General features: G+C 48.4%; 1 protein-coding gene. It reads right to left on the bottom strand.

Annotated features, from left to right (window positions below; genetic code table 11):
- The coding region (locus RTW80_RS30180; RefSeq protein ID WP_312721865.1) for an Lrp/AsnC ligand binding domain-containing protein at window positions 1–250 on the bottom strand (250 nt) is incomplete at both ends.

Raw genomic sequence — 250 nt, 5'->3', positions numbered from 1 at the left:
CGCCTGGCAGACGCAGCAGGGTTTCACCCAGCAGCTTACGGTAGGCGGACATATCAGGCACACGGGTTTTCAACAGGTAGTCAAAATCACCGGAAACCAGATGACACTCTTGAATTTCTTCAAGTTTTTGTACAGCGGCGTTAAATTGCTCAAACACATCTGGTGCACCACGATTCAGAGTAATCTCAACAAATACCAGAAGTGAGGCATCCAGATAATGCGGGTTCAGCAGAGCCGTATAGCCCTGAAT

Source organism: Escherichia sp. AM3 (assembly GCF_032029835.1).
Taxonomy (GTDB): domain Bacteria; phylum Pseudomonadota; class Gammaproteobacteria; order Enterobacterales; family Enterobacteriaceae; genus Escherichia; species Escherichia coli.
The sequence above is the reverse complement of the archived record's forward strand: the minus strand, read 5'-3'. Positions and strand labels throughout refer to the sequence as shown.